Origin of the sequence: Streptomyces sp. NPDC020379 (assembly GCF_044387105.1) — a bacterium.
GTDB lineage: Bacteria > Actinomycetota > Actinomycetes > Streptomycetales > Streptomycetaceae > Streptomyces.
In genome coordinates this window covers 53,929-80,236 of the sequence record NZ_JBIRVR010000008.1, presented here as the reverse complement: position 1 = coordinate 80,236, position 26,308 = coordinate 53,929, and the positions used below count along the sequence as shown (strand labels likewise).

22 protein-coding genes and 4 tRNA genes are annotated in these 26,308 nt (G+C 72.5%); 13 read left to right on the top strand and 13 right to left on the bottom strand.

Annotated features, from left to right (window positions below):
- Nucleotides 1-157: 157 nt before the first annotated feature.
- Nucleotides 158-1,108 carry a diacylglycerol kinase gene (locus ACH427_RS13105; RefSeq protein ID WP_398869524.1) on the bottom strand — a complete coding sequence of 317 codons (951 nt, stop codon included), beginning with the start codon at nucleotides 1,106-1,108 and terminating at the stop codon, nucleotides 158-160.
- A gap of 175 nt (nucleotides 1,109-1,283) precedes the next feature.
- Between ACH427_RS13105 and ACH427_RS13100 the strand changes: the two genes are divergently transcribed.
- Nucleotides 1,284-2,570: an adenylosuccinate synthase gene (locus ACH427_RS13100; RefSeq protein ID WP_398869523.1), complete on the top strand. Its 1,287-nt coding sequence runs from the start codon at nucleotides 1,284-1,286 to the stop codon at nucleotides 2,568-2,570.
- Between the two features lie 97 nt (nucleotides 2,571-2,667).
- A complete protein-coding gene (locus ACH427_RS13095; protein WP_398869522.1) occupies nucleotides 2,668-2,886 on the top strand; it encodes a hypothetical protein in 219 nt (72 codons plus the stop codon).
- Nucleotides 2,887-2,979: 93 nt separating this feature from the next.
- Here the strand turns inward: ACH427_RS13095 and ACH427_RS13090 are convergent, their stop codons facing one another.
- Nucleotides 2,980-3,183: a cold-shock protein gene (locus tag ACH427_RS13090; RefSeq protein WP_398869521.1), complete on the bottom strand. Its 204-nt coding sequence runs from the start codon at nucleotides 3,181-3,183 to the stop codon at nucleotides 2,980-2,982.
- A gap of 350 nt (nucleotides 3,184-3,533) precedes the next feature.
- Between ACH427_RS13090 and ACH427_RS13085 the strand changes: the two genes are divergently transcribed.
- The 4 genes from ACH427_RS13085 to ACH427_RS13070 all read left to right on the top strand — a co-directional run bounded on the left by ACH427_RS13085 (nucleotide 3,534) and on the right by ACH427_RS13070 (nucleotide 9,179).
- A complete protein-coding gene (locus tag ACH427_RS13085; RefSeq protein WP_398869520.1) occupies nucleotides 3,534-4,889 on the top strand; it encodes an aspartate aminotransferase family protein in 1,356 nt (451 codons plus the stop codon).
- A 123-nt stretch (nucleotides 4,890-5,012) separates the two neighbouring features.
- Nucleotides 5,013-5,684, top strand: a complete 672-nt coding sequence (locus ACH427_RS13080; RefSeq protein WP_398869519.1) for a GntR family transcriptional regulator — start codon at nucleotides 5,013-5,015, stop codon at nucleotides 5,682-5,684.
- 104 nt (nucleotides 5,685-5,788) lie between these two features.
- Nucleotides 5,789-8,269, top strand: a complete 2,481-nt coding sequence (locus ACH427_RS13075; RefSeq protein ID WP_398869518.1) for a glycosyltransferase — start codon at nucleotides 5,789-5,791, stop codon at nucleotides 8,267-8,269.
- A gap of 259 nt (nucleotides 8,270-8,528) precedes the next feature.
- Nucleotides 8,529-9,179 carry a hypothetical protein gene (locus tag ACH427_RS13070; protein WP_398869517.1) on the top strand — a complete coding sequence of 217 codons (651 nt, stop codon included), beginning with the start codon at nucleotides 8,529-8,531 and terminating at the stop codon, nucleotides 9,177-9,179.
- A gap of 58 nt (nucleotides 9,180-9,237) precedes the next feature.
- On the opposite strand, the gene ACH427_RS13065 is transcribed toward ACH427_RS13070, so the two are convergent.
- Complete coding sequence (locus ACH427_RS13065) at nucleotides 9,238-9,969, bottom strand: SLATT domain-containing protein (RefSeq protein ID WP_398869516.1); 732 nt, start codon at nucleotides 9,967-9,969, stop codon at nucleotides 9,238-9,240.
- Nucleotides 9,970-10,241: 272 nt separating this feature from the next.
- On the opposite strand from ACH427_RS13065, the gene purD reads away from it, so the two are divergent.
- The 4 genes from purD (at nucleotide 10,242) to ACH427_RS13045 (ending at nucleotide 16,112) form a co-directional block, all read left to right on the top strand.
- Nucleotides 10,242-11,501: a phosphoribosylamine--glycine ligase gene (gene purD, locus ACH427_RS13060; protein WP_398869514.1), complete on the top strand. Its 1,260-nt coding sequence runs from the start codon at nucleotides 10,242-10,244 to the stop codon at nucleotides 11,499-11,501.
- Between the two features lie 293 nt (nucleotides 11,502-11,794).
- Nucleotides 11,795-13,477 carry a hypothetical protein gene (locus ACH427_RS13055; RefSeq protein WP_398869513.1) on the top strand — a complete coding sequence of 561 codons (1,683 nt, stop codon included), beginning with the start codon at nucleotides 11,795-11,797 and terminating at the stop codon, nucleotides 13,475-13,477.
- A 196-nt stretch (nucleotides 13,478-13,673) separates the two neighbouring features.
- The gene (locus ACH427_RS13050; protein WP_398869512.1) at nucleotides 13,674-15,143 is read left to right on the top strand and encodes a N,N-dimethylformamidase beta subunit family domain-containing protein; all 1,470 of its coding nucleotides are present in this window, start codon (nucleotides 13,674-13,676) and stop codon (nucleotides 15,141-15,143) included.
- A gap of 69 nt (nucleotides 15,144-15,212) precedes the next feature.
- Nucleotides 15,213-16,112, top strand: a complete 900-nt coding sequence (locus ACH427_RS13045; protein WP_398869511.1) for a phosphoribosylaminoimidazolesuccinocarboxamide synthase — start codon at nucleotides 15,213-15,215, stop codon at nucleotides 16,110-16,112.
- Between the two features lie 28 nt (nucleotides 16,113-16,140).
- On the opposite strand, the gene ACH427_RS13040 is transcribed toward ACH427_RS13045, so the two are convergent.
- Entirely contained in the window at nucleotides 16,141-17,151 is a 1,011-nt protein-coding gene (locus ACH427_RS13040) for an SDR family NAD(P)-dependent oxidoreductase (protein ID WP_398869510.1), read from the bottom strand.
- A 36-nt stretch (nucleotides 17,152-17,187) separates the two neighbouring features.
- Complete coding sequence (locus ACH427_RS13035) at nucleotides 17,188-18,375, bottom strand: UDP-N-acetylglucosamine--N-acetylmuramyl-(pentapeptide) pyrophosphoryl-undecaprenol N-acetylglucosamine transferase (RefSeq protein ID WP_398869509.1); 1,188 nt, start codon at nucleotides 18,373-18,375, stop codon at nucleotides 17,188-17,190.
- 107 nt (nucleotides 18,376-18,482) lie between these two features.
- Here ACH427_RS13035 and ACH427_RS13030 point away from each other — a divergent pair.
- From ACH427_RS13030 to ACH427_RS13020, 3 genes are all read left to right on the top strand, one after another.
- A protein-coding gene (locus ACH427_RS13030; protein ID WP_398869508.1) for an IS5 family transposase occupies nucleotides 18,483-19,291 on the top strand; the annotation gives its coding sequence in 2 pieces (ribosomal slippage) (nucleotides 18,483-18,822 and nucleotides 18,822-19,291; 810 coding nt in all).
- A 125-nt stretch (nucleotides 19,292-19,416) separates the two neighbouring features.
- Nucleotides 19,417-20,109 carry a response regulator transcription factor gene (locus ACH427_RS13025; RefSeq protein ID WP_398869507.1) on the top strand — a complete coding sequence of 231 codons (693 nt, stop codon included), beginning with the start codon at nucleotides 19,417-19,419 and terminating at the stop codon, nucleotides 20,107-20,109.
- Nucleotides 20,106-21,488 (top strand): ATP-binding protein, encoded by a 1,383-nt coding sequence (locus ACH427_RS13020; RefSeq protein WP_398869506.1) that lies wholly within the window; start codon nucleotides 20,106-20,108, stop codon nucleotides 21,486-21,488. Before ACH427_RS13025 ends, ACH427_RS13020 begins: the two co-directional genes overlap by 4 nt.
- Nucleotides 21,489-21,591: 103 nt before the next feature.
- Here the strand turns inward: ACH427_RS13020 and ACH427_RS13015 are convergent.
- The 8 genes from ACH427_RS13015 to ACH427_RS12980 form a co-directional block, all read right to left on the bottom strand.
- A tRNA-Gly gene (locus ACH427_RS13015) sits at nucleotides 21,592-21,664 on the bottom strand.
- Nucleotides 21,665-21,698: 34 nt separating this feature from the next.
- Entirely contained in the window at nucleotides 21,699-22,349 is a 651-nt protein-coding gene (locus tag ACH427_RS13010; RefSeq protein WP_398869727.1) for a response regulator transcription factor, read from the bottom strand.
- Between the two features lie 23 nt (nucleotides 22,350-22,372).
- On the bottom strand, nucleotides 22,373-23,800 hold the full coding sequence (locus ACH427_RS13005; RefSeq protein WP_398869505.1) for a sensor histidine kinase: 1,428 nt from the start codon (nucleotides 23,798-23,800) through the stop codon (nucleotides 22,373-22,375).
- A 47-nt stretch (nucleotides 23,801-23,847) separates the two neighbouring features.
- Nucleotides 23,848-24,654, bottom strand: coding sequence for an ABC transporter permease (locus tag ACH427_RS13000; RefSeq protein WP_398869504.1), 807 nt, complete (start codon nucleotides 24,652-24,654; stop codon nucleotides 23,848-23,850).
- Entirely contained in the window at nucleotides 24,654-25,658 is a 1,005-nt protein-coding gene (locus tag ACH427_RS12995; protein ID WP_398869503.1) for an ABC transporter ATP-binding protein, read from the bottom strand. Before ACH427_RS12995 ends, ACH427_RS13000 begins: the two co-directional genes overlap by 1 nt.
- A 278-nt stretch (nucleotides 25,659-25,936) precedes the next feature.
- Nucleotides 25,937-26,009 (bottom strand) — tRNA-Gly (locus tag ACH427_RS12990).
- Between the two features lie 77 nt (nucleotides 26,010-26,086).
- Nucleotides 26,087-26,158: transfer RNA gene (locus tag ACH427_RS12985), tRNA-Gly, on the bottom strand.
- 56 nt (nucleotides 26,159-26,214) lie between these two features.
- Nucleotides 26,215-26,286: transfer RNA gene (locus ACH427_RS12980), tRNA-Gly, on the bottom strand.
- Nucleotides 26,287-26,308 lie beyond the last annotated feature (22 nt).

Below are 26,308 nucleotides of genomic sequence, written 5' to 3'. Positions count from 1 at the left end.
CGCCCCTGCCCGGAACCGGGGGAGACCCCCAGCCCCCCGCCGCGCCTCGGGAGCGTCCTCGATCGCCGGACGGGCTGAATCTCGCTGACCACGGTCCGCGAGATTCAGCCCGCGGACGCGGCCGGGAGGGGGCGGGGCGGCGGACACACCCCACCGCTCACCCCCGCGGCAGCACCAGCCCCCACGCCCCCTCCCGCGCCGACCACGTCCGCATGCGCACCGGCCCCGCCAGGACGTTGTCCGCGCGGTAGCGGAACGAAGGCCCCGAGACCGAGACCCGCTCGGCCAGGGCCGACACGGGAGCGCCCGCGTCGCCGTACGCGTGGACGGTCACCTCCGCATGACCGCCCACCGCGCGGACCGCGACCCGCGCCACCGGCTCGTCCAGATCGACCAGCAGCACTCCGTCCGCCTCCACCCGCAGCCGCGTGCAGGACGGCAGCTGGTGGCGGGCCGCCGGGCCCGTCAGCAGCGTCAGGGCCGAACGCGCGGTGCGCGCCGCCGGCGACCACCACGACTGATGATCACCGCTGCCGCCCTCGGCGGCCTCAGTGACATCAGCCACGTCGGCTATGCCGTCCGCGACCGCCGGCACGGGGGCCACGGGCGACCCGTTCAGCTCAGCGTTTTCCACCGGCTTCGGCGGCGGGTTCAGGCCACCTCCCGGGCCCGGGATCCACAGCTCGCCCAGGACCATCCCGCCGGCGTCGTCGACCAGTGCGTCCAGCCGCCGCTCGGCGCCGTCCAGCACGGCCCGGGAGGCCGCGACCGTGCCCAGTGGCACCCCCAGCGAGCGGGCCAGGGCCACGGCGGGCAGCGCCCCGACCGGAACCAGGGAAACAGGGACTTCCGGCAGGTCACAGCGCTGGTGCAGCAGCTGGACGACACGCAGCAGCGCCCGGTCGTCGCCGATGACGACGGGCCGTCTGCGGCCCCTGCGGGCCAGGGCGCGCTCGACGTCCTGCGGCCCCTCGGGGAAACAGATTTTGGCCGCCGCGCCACCGCAGAGGACATCCCTCGCGATCCGTACGGACTCGCCGTCCACGCGGCGGGCGACCGGGTCGATGACCACGAGCAGAGGCTGCTCGGTGGAGTCTGGAGCCGACACCTCGGTCCTTCCTCAGGTAATCTCTCGGTGCAAGAGCCCCTGTCGCTGTTGCGCCAGGGGCTTCGTCTATCCGGGGCACCGGTTCGACGGCTCTAGCGGTGGTGTACGCCCTGAGCAAGCGGGTGAACTCCACCACGCACGTTGGACATGCCCCGCCCGGAAGGGGTGTACGCCTGTGCCCGCACTTGTGCTGCTCGGTGCTCAGTGGGGTGACGAGGGCAAGGGAAAGGCCACCGACCTCCTCGGTGGATCCGTGGACTATGTGGTGCGCTACCAAGGTGGCAACAACGCCGGCCACACGGTGGTCGTCGGCGACCAGAAATACGCGCTGCATCTCCTCCCTTCCGGAATCCTCTCGCCGGGGTGTACCCCGGTGATCGGCAACGGAGTCGTCGTCGACCCGGCGGTCCTGCTCTCCGAGCTGAGCGGACTCAACGAGCGCGGCGTCGACACGTCCAAGCTGCTGGTCAGCGGTAACGCGCACCTGATCACGCCGTACCACACCACGGTCGACAAGGTGACGGAACGCTTCCTCGGCTCGCGGAAGATCGGCACCACGGGCCGCGGCATCGGCCCGACCTACGCGGACAAGATCAACCGCGTGGGCATCCGCGTCCAGGACCTCTACGACGAGTCGATCCTGACGCAGAAGGTCGAGGCCGCTCTCGACTTCAAGAACCAGATCCTGGCGAAGCTCTACAACCGCCGCGCCATCGAGGCCGGCGCGATCGTCGAGGAGCTGCTCACCTACGCCGAGCAGATCAAGCCGTACGTGGCCGACACGACGCTGGTCCTCAACAACGCCATCGACGAGGGCAAGGTCGTCCTCTTCGAGGGCGGCCAGGGCACGCTGCTCGACGTGGACCACGGCACGTACCCCTTCGTCACCTCGTCCAACCCGACCGCGGGCGGCGCCTGCACGGGTGCCGGCGTGGGCCCGACGAAGATCAGCCGCGTGATCGGCATCCTCAAGGCGTACACGACGCGCGTGGGCGCCGGCCCGTTCCCGACCGAGCTGTTCGACAAGGACGGCGAGGCGCTGCGCACCATCGGTGGCGAGCGCGGTGTGACCACCGGCCGTGACCGCCGCTGCGGCTGGTTCGACGCCGTCATCGCCCGCTACGCGACCCGCGTGAACGGCCTGACGGACTTCTTCCTCACCAAGCTCGACGTGCTCACCGGCTGGGAGCAGATCCCGGTCTGCGTGGCGTACGAGATCGACGGCAAGCGCGTCGAGGAGCTGCCCTACAGCCAGAGCGACTTCCACCACGCGAAGCCGATCTACGAGATGCTGCCGGGCTGGTCCGAGGACATCACCAAGGCCAAGACCTTCTCCGACCTGCCGAAGAACGCGCAGGCGTACGTGAAGGCCCTGGAGGAGATGTCCGGCGCCCCGATCTCCGCGATCGGCGTCGGCCCGGGCCGCACGGAGACGATCGAGATCAACTCGTTCCTGTCGTAGTCCGTCAGCGGCACGCGACGCGTGACGGCGCCCCGGTGGTCACCGACCACCGGGGCGCCGTACGTTTCCGGCATGCGTTCCCACGCTCACTCGTTCGGTGGAGCTGTGCGGAAAGGGGGCCGGTGTCCGTCTGAGCAGGGCCGTCCATCTGCTGATCGACCGCGACGCCGGCACCGTGGACATGCATGCCAACCCCGACCCGGAACGCGGCTACTACGGGGACACCCACCGGGCCCCCTTCGGCGAAGAGGTCACCCTGCCCGGTCCGGTGAACATCACCCTGGACACCGGGATCCTGAAGAACGACGCGCGCTGAAGGCTCGCGCCGAGCGCGGCCGGAACGCCGAACGGCCGGGCCCCGCACTCTTCACAGTGCGGGGGCCCGGCCGTTTTCCGGCGCAGGAGCGCGTCAGGCGGGAACGATGTTCTCCGCCTGCGGGCCCTTCTGGCCCTGCGTGACCTCGAAGGAGACCTTCTGGCCCTCCTGGAGCTCACGGAAGCCCTGCGACGCGATGTTCGAGTAGTGGGCGAAGACGTCGGCGCCGCCGCCGTCCTGCTCGATGAAGCCGAAGCCCTTTTCCGAGTTGAACCACTTAACGGTGCCGGTAGCCAAGACAGATCTCCTACAAGAGAGCGGTGCCGAAATTCCGTACTGCAACGGAATAATGCAAGTGCGCCCGAAGGTCACAGACCGTCAGGCGCACAGGGGAAAACGGATCCAAAACCGCAACGGAAAATGACCGTAGCACGCGCGGCGGGAACTTCGGTGAATTTCTCCGTGTCTATTTTTCGAGGCGCCGTCCGCGGCCACCCGGCACTGTGTCGGCGGGCATGGCCAGCGCCATACACAGTGCCGGTACCCCGGCGGTGCCGCGCTCCCTACGCTGACGTTTCCGCGCACCCCACCGAGGCACCCCACCGAACCACCCCACCGCCGCATCCCACCGATCCGAGGTAACGACCGTGAGCACGCAGCCCGACCCCCGCCGGGGCGCCGCCGTCAAGGCCGCCGACCGCGCGCACGTCTTCCACTCCTGGTCCGCGCAGGGCCTCATCGACCCGCTGGCCGTGGCCGGGGCCGAGGGCTCGTACTTCTGGGACCACGACGGCAACCGCTACCTCGACTTCTCCTCCCAGCTGGTCAACACCAACATCGGTCACCAGCACCCCAAGGTCGTCGCCGCGATCCAGGAGCAGGCGGCGAAGCTGTGCACCATCGCGCCGGGCTTCGCCGTGGACGTGCGGTCCGAGGCGGCGCGGCTGATCGCCGAGCGCACCCCCGGCGACCTCGACAAGATCTTCTTCACCAACGGCGGCGCCGAGGCCGTCGAGAACGCCGTCCGCATGGCCCGCCTGCACACCGGCCGCCCCAAGGTGCTCAGTGCCTACCGCTCGTACCACGGCGCGACCGCCGCGGCCATCAACCTCACCGGCGACCCGCGCCGCTGGCCCTCCGACACCGCCTCGGCCGGCGTCGTGCACTTCTGGGCGCCCTTCCTCTACCGCTCGCCCTTCCACGCGGAGAGCGAGGAGCAGGAGTGCGAGCGCGCGCTGCGCCACCTCGAGGACACTCTCGCGTTCGAGGGGCCGCGGACGATCGCCGCGATCGTCCTGGAGACCGTGCCCGGCACGGCCGGGATCATGGTCCCGCCGCCCGGCTATCTCCCGGGCGTGCGCGAGATCTGCGACCGGCACGGCATCGTCTTCGTGCTGGACGAGGTCATGGCCGGTTTCGGGCGTACGGGCCACTGGTTCGCCGCCGACCGCTTCGGCGTCACCCCCGACCTGCTGACCTTCGCCAAGGGCGTCAACTCCGGCTATGTGCCGCTCGGTGGCGTCGCCATCTCCGCCGAGATCGCCGCCACCTTCGACCAGCGCCCCTACCCCGGCGGACTCACCTATTCCGGCCACCCACTGGCCTGCGCGTCGGCCGTGGCGACGATCAACGCGATGGCCGAGGAGGGCATCGTGGAGAACGCCGCGCGCCTCGGCGAGACCGTGCTCGGCCCCGGCCTGCGCGAGCTCGCCGAGCGCCACCCGAGCGTCGGCGAGGTCCGGGGCCTGGGCGCCTTCTGGGCGCTCGAACTCGTCAAGGACCGCGCCACCCGCGAGCCCCTGGTGCCCTACAACGCCTCCGGCGAGGCGAACGCCCCCATGGCCGCCTTCGCCGCGGCCTGCAAGAAGTCCGGCCTGTGGCCCTTCGTGAACATGAACCGCACCCACGTCGTCCCGCCGTGCACCGTCACGGAGGCGGAGGCCAAGGAGGGGCTCGCCCTGCTCGACGCCGCGCTCACGGTGGCCGACGCGCACACCGCCTGACGCGGGAGGTAGCGTTCTTCCTTCCCGCGCGCACGCCCGTACGCACCGCGACGGCCCTCGCCTATCTTGGTCGGGGGCCGTTCGCATGCGGGCGCGCGGTCACGGAAGGGGAGACGGACGACGATGCCCGGCAGCGAGGCTGTCAGACGGACGACGCTGCGCTCGCAGATCGCCGACGCCCTGCGCGACGAGGTGATAGCGGCGCGGCTCCCGGCGGGCCGCCAGTTCACGGTCAAGGAGATCGCCGAGCAGTACGGCGTCTCGGCGACCCCGGTGCGCGAGGCGCTGCTCGACCTCTGCTCGCAGGGGCTGCTCGATGTGGAGCTGCACAAGGGCTACCGCGTGCGCGAGTTCACCTACGCCGATTTCCGCGGCATGGTCGAGGCCCGCGCCCTGATCGTCGAGGGCATCTTCCGGCGCTCCGCCGGGCGCGCGCTGTGCGAGGCCACCCCGGCGGCCCTCGCGTCCGTGCGGCGGCGGGCCGAGGAGGCGAGCCGGGCGGCGCTCGCGGGCGACCTCGACATCCTCATCGGCTACGACCTGCGCTTCTGGCGCGAGCTGGCCGGACTGGTGGGCAACCCCTATATATCGGACTTCTTCGATCGCGTCCGGGTGCAGAGCTGGATCTTCACGGTGCCGCTGCTGCGCCGCGTGCCGACCCTCCGCGGCCGCCTGTGGCACGGGCACGGCGAGCTCGTCGAGGCCGTGGCGGCCCAGGACGCGGCGACCGCGGAAAGCATCATTGCGGCATACAACGAACATTCCGTGGCGTTGATCAGCGGGCTGACCGAATAGGGTCGAAGGCCAGGTCATGGCCATCGGTTGAGGGGACGGAATCAGGAATGAAATCAATCGCGAACCCGCAACCGGCACATGTCTGAGGACGTCCAAACCTCGTGATGCCGCCTTCCCAGCCGTCCGCCCGTCCACCGGCCCCCGCCGCTTCCCGGCCCGGGGCCACGGTCGTCGACCTGACGGTGATCGTCCCCGCGTACGACGAGGAGGACCGCCTCGGCCCCACGCTGGAGGCGATCCGTGCCCATCTCACCGCCGCGGACGACGTGGCCGGCTGGGAACTGATCGTCGTCGACGACGGGTCGACGGACGCCACCGCCGACATCACCGAGGCCGCCGCCGCCACCGAGCCCCGCATCCACCTGCTGCGCACCCCCGAGAACCGCGGCAAGGGCCACGCCGTGCGCACCGGCGTGCTCGCCTCGCGCGGCCGCCGCGTCCTGATCACCGACGCCGACCTGGCCACCCCCATCGAGGAGCTCGGTCTCCTCGGCCGCAGCCTGGACGCGGGCGCCACCGCCGCCATCGGCTCCCGCGCGCTCCCCGGCTCCCGGATAGCCGTCCGCCAGCACGCGGCGCGCGAGCTCATGGGCCGGGCCGGCTCCCGGCTGATACGGGCCGCCGCCGTGCCGGGGATACGGGACACCCAGTGCGGCTTCAAGCTCTTCGACGGCGACAAGGCCCGTACCGCCTTCGCGAGCTCCCGGCTCGACGGCTGGAGCTACGACGTCGAGCTGCTGCGCTTCTTCCACCAGCGGGGCTGGGAGGTCGACGAGGTGCCCGTCCGCTGGTCCCACCAGCCCGGCTCCAAGATCCGGCCGCTGGCGTACCCCGTCGTGCTCGCCGACCTCGTGCGCCTGCGCTGGCGCGCGGCCGACCCCGTGCGGTTCGCCGTGCCCGCGCTCTTCCTGCTCGTCTCCTTCGTGCTCTACGGCGGGCTGTGGGGCGGCCTCGGCCACAGCTACCTCGCGGACTCCGGCTCCGACCAGACGCAGTGGGAGTGGTTCTTCGCCGTCACCGCCGACAACGTCGCCCACCTCCACAACCCGCTCTTCACCGAGCTGCAGAACTTCCCGCTCGGCGTGAACCTCATGGCCAACACCGCCATGCTCGGGCTGTCCGTGCCGCTCGCGCCCGTGACGCTCGCCTTCGGCGCCCACGTCACCTGGGCGATCGTGCTGACCGGCGGCCTGGCCGCCACCGCCTGCTCCTGGTACTGGCTGATCGCCAGGCGCTTCGTCCGCTCCCGCTGGGCGGCCGCGCTGGGCGGCGCGTTCTGCGCCTTCGCGCCGCCCATGATCTCGCACGGCAACGCGCACCCCAACTTCCTCGTCCTGTTCATGATCCCGCTGATCGTCGACCGGATGCTGCGGCTGTGCGAGGGCACCCGGCCGACGCGTGACGCGGTGCTGCTCGGCCTGTTCCTCGCCTATCAGATCTTCCTCGGTGAGGAAGCGCTGCTGCTGGCCGTGACCGGCCTCGTGCTCTTCGCCTTCGGCTACGCGGTCGCCGACCCCGACGCGGCCCGAGCCGTCTCCGGGCGCCTGCTCCGCGGCCTCGGTGTCGCCGCCCTCGTCGCCGTACCGCTGGTCGCCTTCCCGGTGGGCTGGCAGTTCCTCGGCCCGCAGAGCTACCACAGCGTGCTGCACGGCGACGTCGGCAACAACCCGATGGCGCTGCTGGAGTACGCCACCCGGTCGCTGGGCGGCGACGCGCGCACCGCCGCCTCGCTGTCCGTCAACCGGACCGAGGAGAACGCCTTCTTCGGCTGGCCCCTCGTCGTGCTGGCCGTCGCCCTCGTCGTACGGATGTGGCACCAGCCGCGCGTCCGCGCCCTCGGCTTCACCGCGCTCGCCGCCGCCGTGCTCTCCCTCGGCCGCGACATCCCGCTGCTCGGTACGGACAGGACGCTGCCCGGCCCCTGGCGGCTCGTCGGCAAGCTGCCGTTCTTCGAGTCGGTCATCGAGTCCCGCGTGGCGATGATCTGCGTGCCCGCCCTGGGCATCCTCCTCGCCCTCGCCTGCGACCGGCTGGCCGTGCGCAGGATGCGCAGCGAACGCGAACGCTCGCACCGGCTGCTGGGCTGGGCGGCCCTCGCCGTGGCCCTCCTGCCGCTCGTCCCCACGCCGTACCGCACGGTCGAACGGCCGCCGGTCCCCGCGTTCGTCGCGGACGGCACGTGGCGCGAGCACGTACGCCCCGGCCGCTCGCTGGTCCCCGTCCCCGTGCCGAGCCCCTCCGACGCGGACGCGCTGCACTGGCAGGTCCGCGCCGACCTCGGCTTCCCCTTCCCCGGCGGCTACTTCAACGGCCCCTGGGGCCCCGACCGCACCGGCATCTACGGCCCGGAGCCGCGCCCCACGTCCGAACTCCTCCGCAAGGTCCACGAAACGGGGACGCTGCCCGCCATCGGGGACCAGCAGCGCCGCGAATTCCGGGCCGATCTCCGCTTCTGGAAGGCGGACGCGCTGATTCTGGACCCGGGGGTGAACGGGGCGGCGCTGCGTCAGGCGGTGACGTCCCTGACGGGCCGCGACCCGGTGAAGAGGGGCGGGGTGTGGGTCTGGGACGTGGCGAGCCGCTGAGGCTTTCCAGCCCTCCCGGTCCCGAACCGGGGCTCCCGCCCCAGCCCCCCCGGCACCCACCACAAACCAGCCCGGCCGGCGCTTGAGGCCACCCGCACCCCCACCACAACGGACCCGCACCCGACAACGGCGACCGCCCAGTATGACAACCGCCCCATCCGCACTACTCTGGCCCGACATCCGGCACAGCCCCGAACCGCCCCGAACCGCCCGCACAGCGCAGCGCCCCGCCCCGCGACCCCAACGAGAGTGAGCTCACGTGGCCTGTGACCTCTGGCTTGTTCCGCTCGTCGATGTGCTGTGCCACAGCCCCGACAACCCCTTCGCCGAGGAGATCGCCGCCTATGACAAGGCGCTCGACGAGGCGGGACTGCCACCCGTGCCCGTTTTCGGGTACATGCCGGGGCTCGCGGGGGACGTGGCCCCCGTCGCCGGCTTCGACTACGACGCCCTGCACTTCCTGCGCCGTGCCCACCTGCTGAACCTGTGTGGCCTCGCGGTGACGCCCGTGGACGAACTGGGCGGCGACTACGAGCAGTTGCTGGAGATGTTCGAGACGACGGCTCAGCAGTCGCACCTGGTCTGGCACTACGACCACGCCGGGGCGTACGTACCGGTGGACTTCGCGCACCCGCTGTCGAACGACGAACTGCTCGAAGGCGGCGGCCCCTTGGGTTCCAGCCAGGGACTGCTGCGGGAACTGCACACCGTGGCACCGGCCTTGGGGATCGATCCGGCCAATCCCCCGGCCGCGCCCGCCGCGCCGGAGCGGCCGACGGGGCTGGAGGAGCCGGCCGCGCCGGGCCCGCAGGACGACAGCCCGTTCGCGCGGGAACGCCACGTCTGGCTGGGGCTGCACGCGGCGGCCACCCGCAGCCTGGGCCAGGGCTCGATGATCGTCTTCAGTTAGTGGTGGAAGCAAATGAAGAGCCCCGCGGCGGTCGGCCGCGGGGCTCTTCCGTATCAGGTCAGCGTGGTGATTCCGGCGGCCGTTGCCTCGGCATGTTCGGCCGGGTGCCCGGTGGCAGGGGGAAGCGCGGCAGCGGACCGCCGCCCTCACCGCGCGGCCCCCACGACACCAGTGACTGCGTCACCAGCGGCGTCGGGCCCGCCCGGAACTCCACCATCCAGTCGGCCGTCTCCGCCCGTACGAGCTCCGAGACGTCCTCCGAGAAGCGCCTCAGCACCGTAAGACAGCGCTCCGCCGCCTCACTGGCCGTCCCCTCGGTCGGGCCGAGCACCTCGCGTACGCACTCGGAGGCCCAGTCGAACTGCAGGGCCTCCAGCCGCCGTTGCACGGCCTGCGCCGTCGCCACGGCCCGCATCCAGCCCGACGTCAGACCGAAATACCGGTCACCGGCCACACAGGCCACCGCACCGAGCAGCGCGAGGAATCCCCAAGCGGCGCCGGTGCGGACCACGTTCGTCAATTGGAGCAGCGGAAGCGCCCCGCCCACCGTCGCGCAGACCGCGGCGCAGATGCGCAGCGCCCGTGCCCAGCGGCGTTTCCAGGCACGGTCCGCGAGATACCAGTCGACCAGATACAGCGCGCCGTTCTCCACCCATCGGTACAGCTCATCGAGACGCTCCGCGGGCTCCCCCCAGTCACCGAGTGGGAAGGCGCGGCCACGCAGGTCGCCCCGCTGCCTCCCACCCTGCTCGCGGGGGAGCCCCTCGGGCTGCATCTCCGGCTGGCTCACCCGTGCACTCCCTCTGCCGCTACGGATCGCGAGCCACCTTCCTACCGCCGAACGGACGGTCTTGGACACAAGATCCATGCTTTTCCGTCCGTAATTGCTGAGGAATCCGGTATAGGCGCCAAACACACTCACCCGAAAGAGTGGGTGGACAGGACAGGGTCGTCGGACCTCCGTCGTCGCGCCGCCCCGCCGTGCCGGAGAAGTGACGTTTCTGTACGGTCACGCACCGGCCCCGGGAGTCGATCAGTCGACGAGGCAATAGGGTGACCGGTGTGAAGGTCCTCGTCATCGGCGGCGGCGCCCGCGAACACGCCCTGTGCCGCTCACTCTCCATCGATCCCGACGTCACCGCGCTGCACTGTGCCCCCGGCAACGCCGGGATCGCCGAGGTCGCCGAGGTGCACGCGGTCGACGCTCTCGACGGCACGGCCGTCGCCGGCCTCGCCGCCTCCCTGGAGGCGGAGCTCGTGGTCGTCGGCCCGGAGGCCCCGCTCGTCGCGGGCGTCGCCGACGCCGTCCGCGAGCGCGGCATCCCCGTCTTCGGGCCGTCGGCCGAAGCGGCGCGGCTGGAAGGGTCCAAGGCGTTCGCCAAGGACGTCATGGCCGCCGCGAACGTCCCGACCGCCCGCGCCTACGTCTGCACCAGCCCCGCCGAGATCGACGCGGCCCTCGACGCCTTCGGCGCGCCCTATGTCGTCAAGGACGACGGGCTGGCCGCGGGCAAGGGCGTGGTCGTCACCTCCGACCTGGCCGCCGCCCGTGAGCACGCGCTCGCCTGCGGCCGGGTGGTCATCGAGGAGTTCCTCGACGGCCCCGAGGTCTCCCTCTTCGCCGTCACCGACGGCGAGACTGTCATTCCGCTCCAGCCCGCCCAGGACTTCAAGCGCGCCCTCGACGGCGACGAGGGCCCGAACACCGGCGGCATGGGCGCCTACTCCCCGCTCCCGTGGGCCGACCCCAAGCTGGTCGACGAGGTCATGGAGAGCGTCCTCCAGCCCACCGTCGACGAGCTGCGCCGCCGGGGTACGCCCTTCTCGGGCCTGCTCTACGCGGGGCTGGCGATCACCTCGCGCGGTGTCCGCGTGATCGAGTTCAACGCGCGCTTCGGCGACCCCGAGACACAGGTCGTGCTCGCCCGCCTCAAGACCCCGCTCGCCGGGCTGCTGCACGCCGCCGCGACCGGCGCCCTCGCGACCCTGCCGCCGCTGCGCTGGAGCGACGGCGCCGCCGTCACGGTGGTCGTCGCTTCGCACAACTACCCCGGTACCCCGCGCACCGGCGATGTGATCGAGGGGCTGCCGGAGGTCGCGGCGCTGGAGAACGCGTACGTGCTCCACGCGGGCACGGCCCATGACGCCGACGGATCGGTGGTCAGCGCGGGCGGCCGCGTCCTGTCCGTGACGGCGACGGGCCCGGACCTGGCCGCGGCGCGCTCCGCCGCCTACGAGGGCGTCGGCCTGATCCGCCTGGCGGGCTCCCACCACCGCACGGACATCGCGAAGCGGGTGTCCGAGCGGTCATCCGAGCGGTAAGGGCGGGCCACCGGGTTCACACACCGTCCGCCCCCGGCCACCGCTTTGACCAAAGCCATTCCATCGGGTGACCAGTTGTCCAACTGGCTGACGCGCGCAGCGCCCCCAACTAGGGTGCGGCGCAAGCCAAGTGCATCCGGCAACTGGCCCACCGGCATTGCGGTGTCAGTGGCCGGTGCCACAGTGGGGGGATAGGCAACGCGCTCCGCGTTGCGTCCGCTGTCGCACTCCTCGGCGGAGCCCGGACAAGGCAACAGGGGGTGATCGGTCTCGTGGCAGGTCCGGAAGCAGGCGTGCTGGTCGCACGCGCCCGAGCCCTGGCGGTGCTGCGCATCCGCAGCACGGCGCTGGCCGTCGCCCTCCTGCCGGCCGCCGCGGCCGTCGTGCTGCTGGCGGGCGTCGCCATGGGCCGCATCCCGGCCGGCGGCGGCTGGAGCACGGCCCGCTGGGCCGTCGTCGGCACGGCCGTCCTGGTCCTGGTGCTGGCGGCCGTCGTCGGCACCGTGGTCGTCCGGGCCAGGCCCGCGCTGAGCCCCACCGTCCCGATCCCCGAGGAGACGGCCCCCGACCTCTATCGGATGGTCCGCGACCTCGCCGAGCGGCTGGATGTCCCGGCGCCCTCCGCCATGGCCCTCACCCCGGACTGCGACAGCTGGCTGGAGGACCGTACGCACCCCGCGCACGGGCCCCCGCACGGCCTCCCGCGCGTCTCGCGGCGCACGGGTGCCGCCCCGGTGCTGGTGATCGGCTCGCCCTTCCTGTGGTGGATGCGCGTCGCCGAGCTGCGCGCCCTGCTGGCCCCGGTCGTCGCGGGCACCGGCCCGTCCGCGCACCCCGACATAGCCGCGGCCCGCCGCTTCGTCCGGGGCCTGGACGCCGCCGTGGCCGTCGCCGCGGGGCGCCCGGCCCTCGCCTTCGTCGGGGGTGTCGCCCGGCTGCTGCTGCGCTCCTGCCGTAACCACGCCGCGGAGATGGAGCGCGGGGTGGCGGCGGCCGCCTCGGAGCGCGCCCAGGCCGTCGACTACGGCCTGCGGGTCGTCGCCCAGGAGCAGGTGGGCCTCGCCTACGCCGGCTGGGACCGGCTGCTGAACCGCGTCGCGCTCCCCGCCTGGCGCATGGGCCGCTGGCCCTCCCGGCTCGACGCCGGCGTCGTCTCCGCCCTCACCGAGCTCTCCCGCCGCGACCGCCTCGCCGAGGGCTTCACCTCCCGGCTGGGCGAGCGCCCCGCGTGCGATCTGCTGGAGGAGCCCGGCGTGATGGACGAGGCGGCCTCCCTGCTGGCCGCCCGCCTCTTCCACGGCGGCCCCGCCATGGCGGGGCCCCACTGGTCCCCGGTCGCCTGGAGCCAGTATCCGGAGGAGGTCGTGGACCGTAAGTGGCGGCTGGAGGCGGCCCGCCTGCACCGCGTCCTGGACGACCTCCCCGTCCCGTATCCGGATCCCGTGACCGGGCCGGCTGTCCCGGACGCCGTGCCCGCCCGTGCCGCCGGGCCGGCCGCTCTGCCCGGCCGGGATCTCGCCCCCGCCGCCGCGCCCACCGTGGCCCGGGTCCTGGAGCGGCTCACCGGAGCGGCGACCACCGGGGTCGCGGAGGAGCTGGAGGCACGGCTCAGCACCGAGGTGGCCCGGGAGGCCGCCCTGGAGGAGCGCTCCGTGGACCGCGCCGCGTTCGGCTCGGCGGCCGAGCCCTGGCTCGACGGCCTCACCCCGCTGTTCCCGCTCCAGCCGCCCCGCAGCGGCCGGGAGCTGCTCACCGACCATGTGACGGCCATGGTGTGCTGTGCCGCCGTCGACACCGCCGGGGCCCGCCCCGGCCTGGACTGGCTGGACGGCCCGGCCCTGCTCGTCGGCGGCGCCCGCCGCGCCGACCTGGCGCGCACGGTCCTGAGCCTGATCGAGGACGGCGACGCCGAACCGCTGCGCGCCTGGCTGGGCGAGGTCGGCGTGCGACCCGAGAAACCGGTCCGCCTGGTGTGAGGGCCCGTGCCGCCCCCGCCCGCCGGTGCGACCGGATCCCCGCGCTCCGGGCCGCCCGGCCGGAAAAGTGCGACAGACCGTGACGGGGCGGGTGCGCCATGTGGTGTGCTGGGGGTGGAAGGGTGCGGCCGCACCGGGGCACACCGGGCCGGATGACGGAAACGCGCACGCGTCGGAAGCGCGGGGAGGGAGCGCGATGGGGACGGACCGGATCCGCCGCTGGGAGTCGGGGGCGCTCGCACACGCCGTCGCGGACCCCTTCGGCCAGGGCCCGCTGCCCTGGCTGCGCGACAGCGAGACCTACGTCGACGAGTCGGGCCGGATGCTCGCCTGGTACGCCGAGAGCCACGTCCCCGACCAGCGGCGCGCCTCGCGCGTCCCCGTGCCGCGCACCGCCGACGACGTGCGCCGGCAGATCAAGGGCTTCGCGTCCAACAGTGCCGTCGCCCCCGGCGAGGCCATGGACTTCCGGATCACGGTGGACCCGCCGCAGCCGTTCAGTGTGGACGTCTACCGCGTTGGCCACTACGCGGGCGACGGCGCCGCGAAGATCACCACCAGCCCCCGGCTGTCGGGCATCGTCCAGCCCCCGCCGCTCACCGTCGACCGCACGGTCTCCTGCCACCACTGGTGGCTGTCCTGGCGGCTCCAGATCCCCGGCTACTGGAGCCTCGGCGCCTATGTGGCCGTCCTGACCACCGCCGACGGGCACCGCAGCCACATCCCCTTCCTGGTCCGCGACAGCCGCCCCGCCGACCTGCTGCTCGTGCTGCCCGACATCACCTGGCAGGCGTACAACCTCTACCCCGAGGACGGCCGCACGGGCGCGAGCCTCTACCACGCGTGGGACGAGGAGGGGCGGCTGCTCGGCGAGGACGAGGCGGCCACCACGGTCTCCTTCGACCGCCCCTTCGCGGGCGCCGGCCTGCCGCTCCACGTGGGGCACGCCTACGACTTCATCCGCTGGGCCGAGCGCTACGGCTACGACCTCGCCTACGCCGACACCCGCGATCTGCACGCGGGCCGCGTCGACCCCTCCCGCTACCGCGGCCTGGTCTTCCCCGGCCACGACGAATACTGGTCGCCCGCCATGCGCCGCGCCGCCGAACTGGCCCGCGACTCCGGCACCTCACTGGTGTTCCTGTCCGCGAACACCATGTACTGGCAGTGCGAGCTGGCCCCCTCGCCGGCCGGCCCCGACCGCCTCCTCACCTGCCGAAAACGTCGCGGGCCCGGCCGCTCCGCCCTCTGGCGCGACGCCTCGCCCGCCGAACAGCAGCTGCTGGGCATCCAGTACGGAGGCCGGGTGCCCGAGCCGTCCCCCATGGTCGTCCGCAACGCCGGTCACTGGCTGTGGGACGCCACCGGCGCCGGCGAGGGCGACGAGCTGCCGGGCCTGGTCGCGGGCGAGGCCGACCGCTATTTCCCCCGTACGGCCCTGCCGCAGCACACCCGCCGCATCCTGCTGGCCCACTCGCCGTACGAGGACGCCGAGGGCGCCGTGCGGCACCAGGAGACCTCGCTCTACCGCGCCCCCAGCGGCGCGCTGGTCTTCGCCTCCGGCACCTTCGCCTGGTCCCCGGCGCTGGACCGGCCCGGCCATGTGGACGCCCGCGTCCAGCGGGCCACGGCCAACCTCCTCGATCGCATCTGCAAGCGCTGCTGACCCTCGTCGGACCGCGCGTCCGGCCGTACGGCAGAATCGTGGTGCTTGGACAAACCCCCAGGAGGACGCGTGTCCGGATTCGTAGAGAAGCCCGAACCGGTCGAGGTGCCCGGCCTTGTGCACCTGCACACGGGCAAGGTCCGCGACCTCTACCGTGACGGGGCCGGCCGGCTGGTCATGGTCGCCTCCGACCGGCAGTCGGCCTACGACTGGGTGCTGCCCACCGAGATCCCCGACAAGGGCCGGGTGCTCACCCAGCTGTCCCTGTGGTGGTTCGACCGGCTCACCGACCTCGTGCCCCACCACGTCCTGTCCACCGAGCTGCCCGCCGGCGCCCCCGCCGACTGGGAGGGCCGGACGCTGATCTGCCGGTCCCTGGACATGGTCCCCGTCGAGTGCGTGGCCCGCGGCTATCTGACGGGCTCCGGCCTCACCGAGTACCGGCAGACCCGCACCGTCTGCGGGCTCGCCCTTCCCGAGGGGCTCACCGACGGCTCCGAGCTGCCGTCCCCGATCTTCACTCCCGCGACGAAGGCGGAGGTCGGCGAGCACGACGAGAACGTCTCCTACGAGGAGGTCGCCCGGCAGGTCGGCGCGGAGACCGCCGCGCAGCTGCGCCAGACGACGCTCGCCGTCTACGGCCGCGCCCGCGACATCGCCCGGGACCGCGGCATCATCCTCGCCGACACGAAGTTCGAATTCGGTTTCGACAACGGCGAACTGGTCCTCGCCGACGAGGTCCTCACCCCCGACTCCTCCCGCTTCTGGCCCGCCGACGAATGGCAGCCCGGCCGCGCCCAGCCGTCCTTCGACAAGCAGTTCGTCCGCGACTGGCTGACGTCCGACGCGTCGGGCTGGGACCGCCACGGCGAGCTGCCGCCGCCTCCGCTGCCTTCCGAGGTCGTGGAGCGGACGCGGGCGAAGTATGTGGAGGCGTACGAGCGGTTGACGGGGCTGAACTGGGTGTAGGGGCGGGGCGGGGGAAAATCCCCCGCCCTCAGACCTGGTAGCGATCCGCCGCGAAGAGCCGCAGATTGGCCCGGACCCAGTCCGACGTACGGGCCAGCCCCTCCTCGAGGTCCACCGAAGGAACCCAGCCCGCCCACTCCCGCGCCCGGGAGTTGTCCGACAGCAACCGCTCCACCTCGCTCCCCGAAGGCCGCAGCCGCGCCTCGTCGACGACAACCTTCGCGTCGCGTCCCGACGCCCGGATCAAGGACTCCGCGAGATCGCCGATGGAGATCTCGCGCCCCGTCCCGAGGTTGACCGCGTGCCCGATCGCGCGGTCGCAGTCGGCCAGGGCCAGGAAACCCTCCGCCGTGTCCGTCACATAGGTGAAGTCCCGCGTCGGGGACGTCGATCCGAGCCGGATCTCGTCGGCACCGGAGTGCAGCTGCGCGAGGATCGTGGGGATGACGGCCCGCGCGGACTGCCGGGGCCCGTACGTGTTGAACGGCCGCACGACGGTGACCGGCAGCTCGAAGGAGTGCGCGTAGGACAGCGCGAGCATGTCCGCGCCGATCTTCGACGCGGAGTACGGGGACTGCGGCTGAAGCGGGTGGTCCTCGCTGATGGGGGCGGTCAGCGCCGTCCCGTACACCTCACTGGTGGATGTGTGCACCATCCGCCGCACACCATGCCGGCGGCAGGCGGCGGCGACGTTCTCCGTACCGGCCACATTGGTCTGGACGTACGCCTCCGGGGACGCGTAGCTGTACGGGATGCCGATCAGCGCCGCCAGGTGGAAGACCGTGTCGCACCCGGCGACGGCGTCCATGACGCGCCCGGCGTCGCGGACGTCACCGGCCAGCGTCTCCACGGGGGAGCCGGGCCCGAGGTAGCGGGCGAGGTGGCCGCGCTCGGCGTACGGCTTGTAGTGCACGAGCACGCGGACCCGCGCGCCGCGCTCCACCAGCAGGTCGACGAGCGTGGAACCGATGAACCCCTCGGCCCCGGTGACGAGGACGGTACGGCCGTGCCAGCTCTGCGCGTCGAGGGTCGTGGTCATGGGGAATTCCTTTCGTGGAAACGGATTCACGTGGTTTCACGCCGCCCGGAAGACCGCATGGCCCCCGGCGGCGGGCGGTGCGGGGGCGCGCCCGGCGAGACGCAGCACCCAGGCCGCCATCAGGTCCGCGGCGACGGCGTGCGTCCCCGGGTCGGCCGCCGCGCTCATCGCGGCCAGCCGCGATGGGTCCGTGAGCAGCGGCTCGATCAGCTCCGCGAGCCGGTCGCCGTCCGTCTCGGCGTCCGGGAGCAGCAGCCCGGCCCCGGCGTCGGACAGCACGCGGGCGTTGTGGGTCTGGTGGTCGTGGGGCGCGTGGGGATACGGGACCAGCACCGCGGGCACCCGTACGGTCGCGAGCTCCGCGACGGTCGCGGAACCCGCGCGGCACACCACGAGGTCGGCGGCGGCATAGGCGAGGTCCATCCGGTCGAGGTAGCCGACGGCGAGGGCGACGCGGTCGCCGCCGTCGGCGGCCAGCCGGGCCCGGGTCGCCTCCAGGGCCTGCGGGCCGGTCTTGATCACGAGGTGGACGCCGGGCCGTCCGCGCCACCGCGCGGCCAGCCGCACCGCTGCCTCGGTCAGCCGCGCGGCGCCCAGGCTGCCGCCGTTGAACAGCACCATCCGCGCCCCGGCGGGCACTCCGAAGACCCGCCGGGCCTGCTCGCGCAGCGCCGCACGGTCCAGCCCGGCGAGGGCGCCGACCAGCGGCATGCCCACCGTCTCGGCACGGGTGCCCGCGCGGGCCGCGAGGTGGTCGCGGGTCCGGTCGAAGGCGAGGGCCACATGCGGTGTCAGGGCGGTGGCGAACCGGTTCGCGCGGCCCGGCACCGCGTTGGACTCGTGGACGAGCGCGGGCCGTCCCGCCAGCCGCGCGCCCAGCACGGCGGGGGCGCTGGGATAGCCGCCCATGCCGACGACGACATGCGCGCCCTGCTCCTCGATCACGCGCCGCGCCTGCATGCCCGAGCGCAGCAGATCGGCGGGCAGCAGGAAGCGGCGTGAGCCGAGCGAGCGGTCGAAGGGGATCATGTCGACCGTGTGCAGCCGATAGCCGGCCCGGGGGATCAGCCGGGTCTCCAGCCCTCGCTCGGTCCCGACAAAGCTGATGACCGCGTCCGGCACGGCCCGCTTGATCGCGTCCGCGACGGCGAGCCCCGGATAGATGTGGCCCCCGGTCCCACCGGCACCGACGACGACGGAAAGGGTGTCGCATGCGTTTGCCATGACCGGCAGCGTGCGGACGCGCTCTAAGAGGCTTTTAACTGATCGTTTCAGAATGAGTTCGGTGTAGGGGCTTGGCGGTTGGGTGTTGTTTCGGCAGGCTCTGTTGGGTGTCTGCTGATCTCGTGCCTGATGACCTGTGGGAACGGGTAGCTCCGTTGCTGCCTCCGCGTCCGGCCCGGCGGTATCGGTATCCCGGCCGCCTGCCGGTCGATGACCGCGCCGCTCTGCGGGGCATCGTCTACGTCCTGCGCAAGGGCGTGAGCTGGAGAGATGTTCCCTCGGAACAGGTTGGGTGCAGTGGGGTGACGGCCTGGCGGCGTCTGCGGTACTGGACCGAGGCAGGTGTGTGGCCCCGGCTGCACGATGTTCTCCTGGCCGAGCTGCGGGCTGCCGGGCTGCTGGACATGGACGACGCCGCCATCGACAGCTCGCACATCAGAGCCCTCAAAGGGGGGATCACACCGGACCTTCGCCGGTCGACCGGGCCCGGCCCGGGAGCAAACACCACCTGATCGTCGACCGGCACGGCACCCCACTGGCCGTCTCGCTGACTGGCGGAAACCGCCACGATGTCACTCAGCTCATCCCTCTACTGGCCGCCATACCCCACATCCGCGGCCTCCGCGGCCGGCCCCGCCACCGGCCACGGCAGCTGTTCGCCGACCGCGGCTACGACTTCGACAAGTACCGGCGCCTCGTCCGGGCCCGCGGGATCACACCGAGGATCGCTCACCGCGGCACCCCACACGGCTCCGGCCTGGGCAGGACCCGCTGGGTCGTCGAGCGCACCTTCGCCTGGCTCCACCAGTTCAAACGACTCCGCATCCGCTACGAGACACGAGCCGACCTCCACCTCGGAATGCTCCAACTCGCCTGCAACATCATCTGCTTGAGACGACTCCGAACCTCATTCTGAAACCATCAGTAAGTCCGGCCGCCGCATCCCGCGTTCGCGGCGCGGACGGAGCTGTCCTAAGAGCCCTCTCAGACACCCTCTGACAAGGTAGGTGATCGATACGCGCGCACCCCGCCGGAGGCGAAATGGCCGAGACGAGCGTCCTCGTCGTCGACGACGACCCCGAAGTGAGAGCGGCCGTCGTGGACGGCCTCACCGTGGAGGGCTACACGGTGCGCTCCGCCGCGGACGGCCTGGAGGCCCTGTCCGCCATCGCCGCCGAACCGCCCGCCGCCATCGTCCTCGACCTCGCCATGCCCGTGCTCGACGGCCTCGCGGTGTGCCGCAGGCTGCGCGGTGTCGGCGACCGTACGCCCGTGCTCGTCCTCACCGCGCGCGACGCCGTCTCCGACCGGGTCGCGGGCCTGGACGCGGGGGCCGACGACTATCTCGTCAAGCCCTTCGCCCTGGACGAGCTCCTCGCCCGGCTCCGGGCCCTGCTCCGCCGCGCGGCTCCCCTCGAACCCGCTGAGGAGAGCGGTGAGTTGACGTTCGCCGACCTCGTCGTGGATCCGCAGACCCGCACCGGCAGGCGCGGCGGAATCCCGCTCGAATTCACCCGCACCGAATTCGCCCTCCTCGAAGTGCTGATGCGGCACCCGGGCCAGGTGCTGCCCCGTGAGGTCATCCAGGAAAGGGTCTGGGGCACCGATTTCGGCCCGGATTCCAATTCCCTCGCCGTCTACGTCGGTTATCTCCGGCGGAAACTGGAGGAGGGCGGCGCCTGCCGCCTCGTCCACACGGTGCACGGCATCGGCTACCGGCTGGCGGAGCGGTGAGAGCGCTGCGCGCGCGGCTCCTCGGCCGCAGGCCCCTGCGCGCCCGGCTGGCGCTCGTGACCTCCGCTGCCGTCGCGGTCGTCGCGCTCGGCGTGCTCGCCGCCGCGTATGTCGTGATCCGCTACGAGCTCGTGCGCCAGCTCGACCTCCAGCTGAAGCAGCAGGCCGGGATCATGAACCAGCAGAACCGGGAGAGCACCGGAGTCCTCTTCGGCGAGTGCGACTGGCTCGCCGCCCCCGCCTGCGCCCAGATCGTCCGCTCCGACCCGGCCGCGCCGGGCCAGGGCGGCCTCGTGCTGCCGGTCACGGGGGCCACGCGCCGCGTCGCGGCCGGCAGGCTCGGGGAGTTCTACAGCAACATCAGCCTCGGCGGCCGCGACATGCGGATGTTCACCACGCACCTCAAGGACGACCGGGCCCTCCAGGTCGCGGTCCGCTCCGACACCGTCGACCAGGGCGTACGGCAGGCGGGGCTGCTTCTCGCCGGTGTCGGCGGCGCCGGGGTGCTGCTCGCCGCGGCGCTGGGCTACTTCGCGTCCCGTACGTCCCTGCGGCCCGTGACCCGGCTCACGGCCACCGCCGAACGCATCGCCGCCACCCGCGACCCCGCCCACCGCATCGTCCTGCCGTCCTACGAGGCGCGCCGCCAGGACGAGATCACCCGCCTGGCGACCAGCTTCAACACCATGCTGGGCGAACTGGAGGAGGCCGTCGCCGCCCAGCGCCGCCTCGTCGCCGACGCCTCCCACGAACTGCGCACCCCGCTGACCGCGCTGCGCACCAACGCCGAGCTCCTCGCCCGCGCCGACCGGCTCTCGCCCGCCCAGCGCGACCGGGCCGCCGCGGCGCTGGGCCGCCAGCTCCGCGAGGTCACCGGCATGGTCAACGACCTCATCGAGCTCGCCCGCGACGAGGAGCCGCAGCAACTCGTCGAACAGGTCCGGCTGGACCTGCTGGCCGCGCGCTGCGTGGCTGCCGCGCGCGGCCACTGGCCCGGCACGCCCTTCAGCGCCGACCTGGACGCGGCCGGCGCCGTGACCGTCCCCGGCATCCCGACCCGCCTCGCGCGGCTGCTGTCCAACCTGCTCGACAACGCCGCCAAGTTCAGCCCGGCCGGCGCGATGGTCGAGGTGCGGCTGGAGCGCACGGCCCATGGTCTCGACCTCACGGTCCGCGACCACGGGCCCGGCATCGCCGCCGAGGACCTGCCCTACGTCTTCGACCGCTTCTACCGCTCCCGGCAGGCCCGCGCCCTCCCCGGCTCCGGCCTCGGGCTCGCCATGGCCCGTCAGATCGCCCGCGCGCACGGCGCCGAGCTGACGGCGGAACGAGCGGAGACGGGCGGCGCCCGCTTCCGCCTGCGCTTCCCCGCCGGATGACGGGGCCGGATGACCGGGCCGGACGGGCGGGCCGCAACCGCAGTCCTGACGGGGCGCATACGACGAAGGCCCCGGTCGCCATGACCGGGGCCTTCGTTCGCTGAGCGGACGACGAGACTCGAACTCGCGACATCCACCTTGGCAAGGTGGTGCTCTACCAACTGAGCTACGTCCGCATTCGCGCCGCGCTCTCGTGCGGTGCGTGCACCACTATAGCCAACCCTGAGCACGTGCGACGCGCGCGGCCGCGTGACGGTTCTCGACGCCGAGCTTCGCGACGGCCGACGAGAGGTAGTTCCGGACCGTCCCGGGCGTCAGCGAGGCGCGCTCCGCGATCTCGGCGACGGGTGCCCCGTCCTCGGCCAGCTCCAGCAGTTCCGCCTCCCGCGCGGTCAGCGGGGAGTCGCCGGCGCTTATCGCGTCCGCCGCCAACTCCGGGTCCACATAACGGCTTCCGCCGTGCACGGACCGGATGATCTCGGCGAGCCGCCGCGCCGAGACGGTCTTCGGCACGAACCCCCGCACCCCCGCCTCCAGCGCCCGCTTCAGATGCCCCGGGCGCCCGTGACCGGTCACGATCATGGTGCGGCAAGCGGGCAGCTCGGCCCGCAGGGATGTGGCCACCATCACACCATCTGCCCCTGGCATTTGGAGATCCAGTACGGCCACGTCCGGCCGGTGCGTCCGGGCCATGGCCAACGCCTCCGGCCCCGAAGCCGCCTCCGCGACCACCTGGAGATCGTCCTCCAGCCCCAGCAGCGCCGCCAGCGCCCCCCGGATCAGATGCTCGTCGTCCGCCAGCATCACCCGTACGGGGCGCGGCCCGTCGTTGACGTCCCTCACTCCGGGCCCACCGCCCATCGCACTCGCCCCCATGCCGCCCGTCACGCTTCCCCTCCGAGCCGCGAACCGGCGCCCACCGCCGGCCGCCCACCGCTGCCGTCCCCGTCCCCGCCCCCGTCCCGCGAAGCGAAGCCACCGCCGCCTTCCGAGATGTGACCGCCCTCCGACGGGACGGAGGGGCCCGGCTCACCAGGCACCGGGGACGAGCCGGCTCCCGGCGCACCCTCACCCGTCATGTCGCCACCCCCGGGCATCCCCCCGCCGGTCAGCGGCACCTCCGCCGTCACACGGAACATCCTCACCCCCGGGCGCTCCGCGGTGATCGTGCCGCCCAGGGCGGCCAGCCGCTCCCGCAGCCCCGCCAGCCCCGAACCCCGGCCGGTGCCCGCCCCCGGGCCCTCCTCCCGCACCCCGTCGTTCTCCATGACGAGCACCGCCGCGTCGTCGACGATCCGCATCCGTACCGCGCACCGCCCCGCGTCCGCGTGCCGCAGCACATTCGTCGTGGCCTCCCGGACCACCCAGGCCAGGGCCGACTGCACCGGCGGCGGCAGCTCGCGGCCCGGCGCGTCGTCGAAGCGGCAGTCGATGCCAGCGGCGGACAACACGCCCCGGGCGCCCACCAGTTCCGTGCGCAGATCCGCTTCGCGGTAGCCACGGACCACCTCGCGGACCTCCCGCTGCGAATCCCGCGCCAGCCGCTGGACCTCCGTCATCTGCTCCAGCGCCGCCGGCGAACCCCGCTGCGCCAGCTGCACGGCGAGTTCACTCTTGAGCGCGATCACCGCGAGATTGCGCCCCAGGACGTCGTGCAGATCCCGCCCGAACCGCAGCCGCTCCTCCGCGACGGCCAGCTGTGCCTGGGCCTTCTTCGCCTCGTCCAGCTCCCACATGACCGAGAGCATCCAGCCGGAGGCCCGCACGCACAGGGCGACCCACATGCCCAGGCCGAACACCGACGCGGCCAGCACCGCCATCGCGCCCCACGGCGCACCGAGAGCACCGAGCACGGCCGCCGGCAGCACCGCGCAACCACCGCAGACCGCCGAATAGCGCCGGAACCGGACCAGCAGGCTGTACGGCCCGAAGGTCGCCAGCCAGCCGTGCATCAGCAGCAGGCCGTACACCATGGGATGGGGCGTGCTGTCGGCCCGGATGGCGGCCACGATGGCGCCCAGCGTGCCGAGGAGCAGCGCCACTTGCCCGGCCAGCGGCCACCAAGGTGCGTCCTTCTTCCACAGATAGTGGTCGAACGAGCGCTGGAGGACACGGACCCCCAGCAGCACCTGGACGACGCTCAGGACACCCAGCACCCGCGCCGGGACCGGCTCGCTCCCGAACAGCGCCTTCGCGCCGTTGCACAAGGGGTAGGCGCATATCAGGACGTACAGCAACCACCGTGTGAAGCTGTCGACCTTGGCGACCCTGGTACGCCCCCGCCAGCCTCGCGCCCGTGCCCAGATGCCCATGCGCCCGTCCCCCTCCTACTCCTGCGGGACCCGCCTTCGCGGCCCGCTCACCGCCGGGGCTCCCACCGGAACCACCGCCGTACAGCAAACACGGCCAGCGCGATCCAGACCAAAGCCGTGACCAGGGCCCGCAGCACCCCGCCCGCGTCCAGCCCGCCCAGCCAGCCGCCGCGTATCAGCTCCATCGCCGGGGTCAGCGGCAGCAGCCGGCATACCTGCGCCATCGCGTCCGGCATCGTCTCCAAGGGGAAGACCAGCCCCGAACCCGCCATCGAGATCAGGAACATGGGCGTGGTCACGAACTGCGCCCCCTCGACTGACTTGGCCCAGGCCGCCGTGGCCGCCGCCAGTGTGATGCACAGGGCGATGCCCGACACCAGCCCGGCCAGGAGCAGTTCGGGCCTGGCAACAGCGCCCAGCTTCAGCCAGGCGACGCCGGCCACCACCAGCAGCACGCACTGGGCCAGCGCGATGACCACCGCCGGTATCGCGGTGCCCGTGAGGATCTCCATGTCACTCGCCTCGCCCGTACGGAGCCGCTTGAGCACCAGTTCCTCACGCCGTGAGACATAGGCGGTGACCAGGTTCTGATAGACGGCGAAGATCAGGACGAAGCCGAAGCCCCCGGTGACCGACACCGCGGCGACCGACATGCCCGTCTTGCCGAGATCGACACCCGCGATCGCGTTGTGCATCGCGTAGACCATGACGGCGGGCATCAGCAGGCCCATGTACAGCGCGGTCTTGCTCCGCCCGAGCAGGGTCAGCTCCGCCCGGCCCAGCGCCAGCACCCGTGAAACCGGCGTGGTCGCCGCCCTTGATGCCGCTGTGGATGTCGCTGTCGATGCCGCCATCACTCGCCCCTCCCCGCACCGGCGCCCGCACCGATGACCGTGCCCGACTCCGCCTCGGCCCCCGCGTCGGCCGAGCCCCTGCCCGCTATCGCCAGGAACGCCTCTTCCAGCGAGGCCGTCCGGGCGTCCAGCCCTTCCAGCTCTATGTCCTTCTCGCGCGCCCAGACCAGCAGCCCGGTCAGGGTGCGCTGCAACTCCCGTGTCTGGAGCTCTATCCGCCCCGCGGCCTCCTCGTGCCGCGTCACACCCAGCTCGGCCAGGGGCGGCAGATCGCCGACGAACCAGCCCACCGGCATCGCGAAGCGAATCCGGGACGGATAGGCGCCGATGACCTCACCGGGCGCCCCGGACGCCACGATCCGGCCCTCCCGCATGATCGCGAGCCGGTCCGCCAGCGCCTCGGCCTCCTCCAGATAGTGGGTGGTCAGCAGCACGGTCGTGCCCTCCTCGCGCAGCCGGCGCACCAACTCCCAGGTGGTGTGCCGGGCCTCGGGGTCCAGACCGGTGGTCGGCTCGTCGAGGAAGAGGACCTCGGGGCGGCCGAGCAGGGCCAGCGCGAGATCGAGCCGCCGCCGCTCGCCGCCGGACAGCTGCTTGATCCGCACGCCGCCGCGCTCCACCAGCCCGACCAGGCCGAGCGCCTCCCTGACCGGCCGCGCCCCGCTGGTGCAGCCCGCCCACATCCGCACGGTCTCCGTCACCGTCAGGTCGGAGGGGAAGCCGCCCTCCTGGAGCATCACCCCGACCCGCGGCCGGACCGCGCCACGCTCCTCGTACGGATCGTGGCCCAGCACCCGCACCTGCCCGCCGCTCGGCCGGGCCAGCCCCTCCAGGAGCTCGACCGTGGAGGTCTTGCCCGCGCCGTTGGTGCCGAGCAGCGCGAACAACTCGCCCCGCCCCACGGTGAAGGAAACCCCCCGCACCGCCTCGAATCCCTTGTCACCGACCGGGCCGTAGCGCCGCCGCAGCCCCGTGACCTCGATCACACTGTCCCCGATGTCCATGTCTCAAGGCTCCCCCCGGATCCGGACCGGAGGCAGTGCGAGCTGTCATGACCTCGGATGACGAATGTCATCGGCAGCCCGCGGGGCGCATGCGCGCGGGCGCGGACACGTGGGGTGCCCGCAGACGCGACACCATGCGCGCGGGGCAAGCGCTCGTCGACGACGAGCTCGATGGAATCGTGGCCCCGCGGCACCACGTGCGCGACGGACACCGCAAGGCGCGAGCGCATGGATACGACGAAGGCCCTGGTTGTCATAACCAGGGCCTTCGTTCGCTGAGCGGACGACGAGACTCGAACTCGCGACATCCACCTTGGCAAGGTGGTGCTCTACCAACTGAGCTACGTCCGCATGCTGCCGACCGGCTCTCACCGGGCGGTGCGAACACCACTGTACCGGAACCACAGGAGTGGTCGGTACGTGATGAGAGCGGGTGACAGGAATCGCACACTGCGCCTCCCCCTTGGAAAGAGGGCGCTCTACTACTGAGCTACACCCGCGAGCGTCGTCACGAACGGCCGGTCCACGGAAGTGGGACGACCGTCGGAACGATCAGAGCGGGTGACAGGAATCGCACACTGCGCCTCCCCCTTGGAAAGAGGGCGCTCTACTACTGAGCTACACCCGCGAGCGTCGTCACGAACGGCCGT